The following is a 6902-nucleotide window of genomic DNA, read 5'->3' as shown; positions in this document are numbered from 1 at the left end:
CTCTGGGGGGAGCACAGGCCTTGTATGATGTGCGTCCCGATTTGACCACCTTGGGCAAGGTTATCGGTGGCGGTCTGCCTGTCGGCGCCTATGGCGGCAGCAAAGAGATCATGGAACAGATCTCCCCTGCCGGTCCGGTCTATCAGGCAGGCACCCTGTCTGGCAATCCTCTGGCTACCGCCGCCGGATTGGCTACATTAAACCTTATCCGTCAAGAAGGCTTTTTCAGCACCCTGGAACAGCGTACCCAGCGACTCTGCCAAGGAATCTCGCGCACCCTTAAACAGGCGGGCATACCCCACCTGGGGACACAAGTTGGCTCCATGTTTGGACTCTTTTTTACCGACAGGACAGAAGTGCACAACTTTGCCGAGGCGGCGCAGAGCGATTTGCAACGTTTCAACCGCTGGTTTCATGGCATGCTGGCCGAAGGGATCTATTTGGCTCCCAGCCAGTTTGAAGCCGGATTTCTCTCGTTCGCCCATGATGATACGCTGATTGATCGTACCATCGAAGCGGCGCAAACAGTCGCCAAACAGATCTGATTGGCCACTTGCAGAGAGCGTGTAAAAAATGGTCGCGAGCAGGAGAGAACAACCAAGCAGGTAAATAAACGAACAGGTCACTATTGTCTGGATTATTCTGCAGCCGCTTTATACACTGAGCGGGAGAGTAGGCTACATGGAGTGCAACACCAGCTCCTGCTCTCTCTTGTTTGGCGTGAAAGCTATCATGGACGAGAAAATGAATAATGCCCTATCTATCCCTTCCCACACCATTTCGTGATGGCCTCCTGCTTTTTTTGCTGCACATCCTCTCCGCCTTGTTAATACAGAAATTGTTTGGCAATAATGATATTATCCGCTTTCCTTGGCTGGTTTACGGACCGGTAATCTATTTTACCATCATTCATGGTTATACCATGATCGGCATTACCATGCTTGCCGTATTCTTTGGTAATCTGCTTATTGGTGTTCCTATCGATTTTGCTGTGCAGAACACTTTACGCAATCTGGTAATCGTTACTGCAGGATTTTAGTTTTATAAAACTACTGGTGGCAACAATCCGCTCTCTTTTTGTAACGTTAAAGACTATCTGCGCCTTTTTGCTGCTGCCTTGGCCATGGGGCTTGTTGCTGTGTTCGTTGTCTCAATACAACTCAAACTGGGCATGCCGACTATCGCCATACAAAATATTATGCACAGGATAACCGGCACAGCATGTGGTTTAGTGATCTCATTTGCACCCCTGTTGATTTGGCATAATACAACCAGACATAAATTTGATCTGGTCAAATTACTGGAAAGCATCCTGATTATTGCTCTTGCCGGCGTGGTCGGTCAGGTACTCTTTCTCAACTGGCTGCATGATACACTAGGCCTGGTGGCGCGGGGCTACTGGATGTTTCTCTTTGTGACCTTGGTTGCGCTGCGTGCGGGCGCCATAGGTACCATCATCGTAATTTTACTCACCGCTGTACAGGCACTCAGCGGTGCCTTGATGCATCTAGGTTTTTTCAACCATGATCTGGAACAGACAGCTCTGACCAACTATTTCTCCTACCTTTTGAGCCTCTCCTCCGACGGACTGCTGGTGGCTATGCTCTTTACCCAAGACAACCAAGACCGCAAGCTTCTGGCCAAAGCACGCGATGATGCCCGTCATACCGCTCAACTCTTGCAAACAACTCTCAACGAACGGGCTGATTTGCTGCATCGCATTCCCATCGGTGTCTATCGCTGGCGTTTTCTTCACAATGGGACATCGCGCTTCGATTTTGTCAGCCCTGCATGGTGTCATCAGTTGGGGGTCAGCGAACAAGAGGTCATGGAGAACGATCAGGTGGCTTTCGCCGTGATACACCCTGAAGATCAAGAGCGATTTTTTCTGGATATTCAATCTGCCAACGCCACACTCTCGCAATTCTCTTGGACCGGCAGAATTTTTCGCAATCAGGAAACGCGCTGGATCTCCATCGATGCCACTCCCAGTGTTGAGCAAAATGATATTGTCTGGAATGGTGTACAAGCCGATATCAGCGAACGGCACCAGGCAGAGGAGGCCATTCGCCAGGCCAGAGAGGCTGCAGAAGCAGCCAACCTGGCCAAAAGCCATTTTCTTGCCAACATGAGCCACGAAATTCGTACTCCCATGAATGCCATCCTGGGCATGGCCGACCTGTTGTGGGAGAGTGAATTACAGCCGGAACAACAAAAATATGTAAAAATTTTTCGTTCTGCTGGAGAAAATTTGCTGAGCATCATCAACGATATTCTTGATCTTTCCAAGATTGAAGCAGGACAATTGATTCTGGAACAGATCCCCTTCAACCCTGCAGAAGAGGCACGTGTTGTTTGTGACATGTTACAGTTGCGTGCCAACGCCAAAGGGTTACATCTTGTTTATCACGTTCACCCCAATGTGCCGGAGTGGCTGCTTGGCGATCCAACCCGTCTCCGGCAAATCCTGCTCAATCTGCTGGGTAATGCCGTCAAATTTACTGAACGCGGCTCCATACTCCTGGAGCTGAATGCTACAAACCCATCACAGCCTCCTGACGATGAGAAAATTTGGCTATACATCCTGGTCAAGGATAGTGGTATTGGTATTGCCGAAGAGCGATTATCCAAAATTTTTGACCATTTTGTACAAGCCGATTCCAGTACCACCCGTCGTTATGGCGGTACAGGACTTGGTCTGTCGATTGTCAACAAATTATTGAATCAGATGGGTGGCACCATTCGGGTTGAAAGCCAAATTGGCAACGGCAGTTCATTCCATCTGACCATTCCCCTTGCCAAAGCACAACCAGTTGCAGCACAACCTGCTCTGCAACTGCAAGGTGTACGCATTTTGCTGGTAGATGACAATGCCGCCAATAGAATACTCTTTCAATCCTATCTCGAACCTACCCAGGCAACAGTGGATGAAGCGGAAAATGCTCTGTCAGCCATGCAAAAATTGGAAAAGTCTATCTGCATTGGCAATCCGTATCATTTGGTATTGCTGGACATACGCATGCCGCAAATCGATGGCCTCCAGCTTTTGCAATTGTGGCGCAGCACCCATCATTCCCAATTTCCAGTACTTATCCTGACCTCGGAGCACCAGGAATCATTCCTGCATCGTTGCCAGGAGCTGGGAGTACATGATTATCTGATCAAGCCGATTCGCCGTATCGACTTGTTGCAAGCGATTGCCAATCGTCTGCCAGAAATTGAACAATTCTTTTCCTCTTTCTCCACTCCCGCATTGCCAACACAAACAGCCATTGAGCCAAAACGCATCCTGTTGGTTGATGATTCAGAAGACAATCGACTGCTGATCTCTGCCTATCTGAAAGAGAGCGAATTTATTCTGCAAACAGTGGAAAATGGGGCAGAAGCCCTGGAACAGTTGAACAAAAACCCTTTTGATCTGGTCTTGATGGATGTGCAAATGCCGGTGATGGATGGCTATGCGGCAACACGCGCCTGGCGCCGCTCAGAAAAGCAGGAAAACAGAGAACGGATCCCCATTATCGCGTTGACTGCCCATGCATTATCAGAAGATGTTGCACACAGTCTGCAAGCCGGTTGCAATGCACATTTGACCAAGCCCATCAAGAAAAAAATCTTGCTGGAGACCATTCGCCAGCAGCTTAAACGACCAAAACAGTTATAGAACCACCCTGTCAGCAAACAGTTTCTGAGAGCTTGTGCACCAATATCAATACAGTGTTGCGAGCTTGTGGACCCGTGGTCATGAACTGATTGCATTCTCCCCACAAGCTCCTGTCACCGCACAAATTATGGTTGTGTCATGGCCGCCACCATCAACTGCACATTGTGACGAAACATCTTTTCATAAGTGGTTGCCGGACCATCGGCAGCAGAGAGCGACTCAACATACAGTATCCCCCCCAGTTTTGCCCCTGTCTCTTTGCCAATTTGCGTCAGCAAGCGTTTATCACCACTGTTTTCCAAAAAATAGAGGCGAATATTTTCCTGACGAATCTGTCGAATAAGCTGGGCAACCCCTTTGGCATTGGCCTCCGCTTCACTGGATATTCCCAAAGGGGCTAAAAACCGTACTCCATACGCATCAGCAAAATAGCCCAAAGACTCATGATTGGTGAGAATTTTGCGCTTTTCCACCGGAATGGCAGCGATATCTTGCCGACTTTTTTCGTGTAACTCTTGCAAAGTGGCAAGCATCTTCTCACCTCTGCTCTGATAATAGGCAGCCTGCTCAGGATTATTTGCCTGCAACGCCTGCATTATATTGCGCACATAGATCATGGCATTGGCAGCACTGTTCCAGGCATGGGGATCCGGAACACGCTGCCCGCCCTCCTCCAGATAGCGCACATTGACCCCGGTACTGGCAACCAGACTCTGGCCACGAAATGCCGCAGCCCGCAATAATTTTTCCAACCATCCTTCCAAATGCAGACCATTGCCGACCACCAGGCTTGCCTGTTGCAAATTGCGCAGATCCTCCGGGGAAGGCTCAAAAAGATGCACATCTCCATTGGCCTTCACCAAAGTGGTGACCCGCACCTCTTCCCCTCCTACTTGCTGTACCAGATCCGCCAAAATCGAAAAGGTGGCAACCACCTGCAACGGAGCGGCCCATCCCAGGCTGATCGCTCCCAGCCACAACCCTAAACCAAATACCACGCCTTTGCCCCACTGTACCCTTTTCATCTGCGCTGCTCTCCCTGGTATCGCCTGTTGATGATCGTCCCCATCGTTCTTTGAGATGATATATTATATCAATCAGCTTGCATCATAAGATCAACTCGTATACCCTGTCAATCCCTGAATAAACGACCCTCTACCATTCCAGGAGTGTGTCATGGCCCACCTCCCCCGTTGTGACAGCCCTCCCTTTCCAGCAGTGGATCATGATCATGGACGCTGCCGAAGCTGGATTTTGCAACGCGCCGAACAGTTGTGTCAGCAGCAAGGCATCCGCTTTACACCACAACGCCAGCAGGTCTTGGCCATCCTCTCTGCTTCGCATCGCTCTCTGGGAGCCTATGATATTCTGGAACGTATGGCCGAATCGACACGTCGCCCCACCCCAGCGGCAGTCTATCGCGCTTTGGCTTTTCTCATGGAGTTGGGAGTGGTACACCGCATGTCCGGCAACAACGCCTACTTTGCCTGCACCCGTACCAATCACCAACACATTATGCAATTCTGGATCTGCCGTCGTTGCGGCGTGGTCGCGGAGACAGAGAGCAGCACCATCGCCCAAGCAATTCCACTTCTGGCAGAAACTCTGGAGTTTCAAACGGCCTGGGTGACCATGGAGATAGAAGGAGAGTGCCGCACATGTCGCACAGCCTAGGGCCCCCCCCCACTTCGCTTGCCCCAGCACGGGAAAAATGGCTTGGTGGCCTGCTGCTGTTGCTGGTGATCTTGGCCATTTTTCTGCCGGCATTGCTGCAACAGCAGATCGGTCTGCCGGCATATCTTGATCGCCTCAACCAACAGCCTGCTCCCGGTTGGCGGGAAAACTTTGCCACCTATTTTATCGCCATCACCCTGGAAGGGGCTCCCTATATGCTGCTTTCGGCTCTGGCTGGCGCACTCCTGGAGTGGTGGATTCCCGCCCAGTGGCTGCCACGCATGGTCAACCGTCTGGGCGTCTGGGGAATCCCAACCATTATCCTGTTCTCTCCCCTCTTTCCGATCTGTGAGTGCGGAATCGGCTTTGTTGCCCGTCGCCTGCTGCGCCTGGGATTACCCTTGCCACACACCATCGCCTATCTGTTGGCTGCCCCCATTCTGAATCCCTTGGTCCTTGCCGGCACCTGGATGGCTTTTGGGCAAAATCTCTATTATCCCCTGTTGCGCGCCACGGGAGCTGTATGGGTAGCGCTGCTGGTTGCGCTGTTATTACGTCGTTTGCCTGTAGAGCAACAATTGATTACCGATGTGGCTTTGGCACACTCTGCTGCAAGTGCGGCTCCTGCAGCCTGCTGTCCTGCAACCAACCATTCTTCCGGTTGGTCGCGTTTGCGCTCTGTGTTGCTGCAAAGCCGTGCCGATTTTCTTGATTCTGCCGGATATTTTCTCTTCGGCGTCCTGATTGCCAGTCTGATGAAAAGTCTGCTCAATCCTGCCTGGCTGAGCGCATGGGGACAGGGAACAATATCTGGACCTGCCACCATGATGCTCATGGCTTTTACACTCTCCCTCTGTGCCGGTGCCGACGCTTTTGTGGCTGCCAGTTTTATCACCTTCTCCCCCCTGTCACACCTGGCCTTTCTGGTCATTGGTCCCATGTTGGACATCAAGCTGCTTTTTATGTATCGCACTGTCTTTCGTGGCCCATTTATCCTCCGTCTGGCCTTGCTGATTATTTTCTTGGTCTGCGCGTATATCGCTTTATTACAGAGCTTGCCCGAATCCTGGTTTGACTATCTCTCTGATGTCGATAACCGCTGGCAGGTGTTGCCATGATGCACCGGGCACTGCACTTTTGGAAAAATATCCAACTCTACCTGTGGCTGCTCTTTTTTGGATATTTGATCAGTAAAGGAGAGGAGAGCAACTATCTGGCTCAGTTGCAAAGCGATTTGCTCTATGTGGGCAGTGCTCTACTGCTGCTCATTCTCCTGGCTGGCCTGCTGCCAGGCAGCGCTCAAGAGGGGCCCTCATTGGGTTGGCGTACCCATTTGCAATGGGCTGCCGAATCGCTCGCACACGCCATCCCCATACTGCTGGTGCTGTTGGCTGGTGTCACCACCCTCAATATCAATAGTGCCAGCCTGCGTGAGGGCATTCAAATGCGTATCCTTGATCCCAACCGCTCAGCCACCTTCCAGGCAGATCCTCTGGCAGATCCAGCTCCCGGTAGCTATTTGGAGACGACCCATTTGCAGCTTTATGGCAATCCACGCCTGCAT

At 51.1% G+C, this 6902-nt stretch carries 7 protein-coding genes; 6 read left to right on the top strand and 1 reads right to left on the bottom strand.

Annotated features, from left to right (window positions below):
• From EJP87_RS12345 to EJP87_RS12335, 3 genes are all read left to right on the top strand, one after another.
• A partial coding sequence (locus EJP87_RS12345; RefSeq protein WP_130472181.1) for an aminotransferase class III-fold pyridoxal phosphate-dependent enzyme occupies nucleotides 1–545 on the top strand: 545 nt, incomplete at its 5' end.
• 206 nt (nucleotides 546–751) lie between these two features.
• On the top strand, nucleotides 752–1039 hold the full coding sequence (locus EJP87_RS12340; RefSeq protein WP_130472180.1) for a hypothetical protein: 288 nt from the start codon (nucleotides 752–754) through the stop codon (nucleotides 1037–1039).
• Between the two features lie 192 nt (nucleotides 1040–1231).
• The gene (locus EJP87_RS12335) at nucleotides 1232–3664 is read left to right on the top strand and encodes a response regulator (protein WP_193771348.1); all 2433 of its coding nucleotides are present in this window, start codon (nucleotides 1232–1234) and stop codon (nucleotides 3662–3664) included.
• 125 nt (nucleotides 3665–3789) lie between these two features.
• Here the strand turns inward: EJP87_RS12335 and EJP87_RS12330 are convergent, their stop codons facing one another.
• A complete protein-coding gene (locus EJP87_RS12330) occupies nucleotides 3790–4689 on the bottom strand; it encodes a metal ABC transporter substrate-binding protein (protein ID WP_130472178.1) in 900 nt (299 codons plus the stop codon).
• A gap of 151 nt (nucleotides 4690–4840) precedes the next feature.
• Here EJP87_RS12330 and EJP87_RS12325 point away from each other — a divergent pair, with 151 nt between their 5' ends.
• From EJP87_RS12325 to EJP87_RS12315, 3 genes are all read left to right on the top strand, one after another.
• Nucleotides 4841–5338: a Fur family transcriptional regulator gene (locus tag EJP87_RS12325; RefSeq protein WP_130472177.1), complete on the top strand. Its 498-nt coding sequence runs from the start codon at nucleotides 4841–4843 to the stop codon at nucleotides 5336–5338.
• On the top strand, nucleotides 5323–6456 hold the full coding sequence (locus tag EJP87_RS12320; protein ID WP_130472176.1) for a permease: 1134 nt from the start codon (nucleotides 5323–5325) through the stop codon (nucleotides 6454–6456). Before EJP87_RS12325 ends, EJP87_RS12320 begins: the two co-directional genes overlap by 16 nt.
• Nucleotides 6453–6902, top strand: a 450-nt coding sequence (locus EJP87_RS12315; protein WP_130472175.1) for a hypothetical protein, incomplete at its 3' end; no start/stop codon positions are given. The genes EJP87_RS12320 and EJP87_RS12315, both read left to right, overlap by 4 nt.

It is taken from the genome of Candidatus Magnetaquicoccus inordinatus (assembly GCF_004217665.1).
In the GTDB taxonomy this organism is placed as follows: Bacteria; Pseudomonadota; Magnetococcia; order Magnetococcales; family Magnetaquicoccaceae; genus Magnetaquicoccus; species Magnetaquicoccus inordinatus.
Note: the sequence above shows the minus strand (reverse complement) of the source record. Positions and strands in the feature narration are given on the sequence as shown.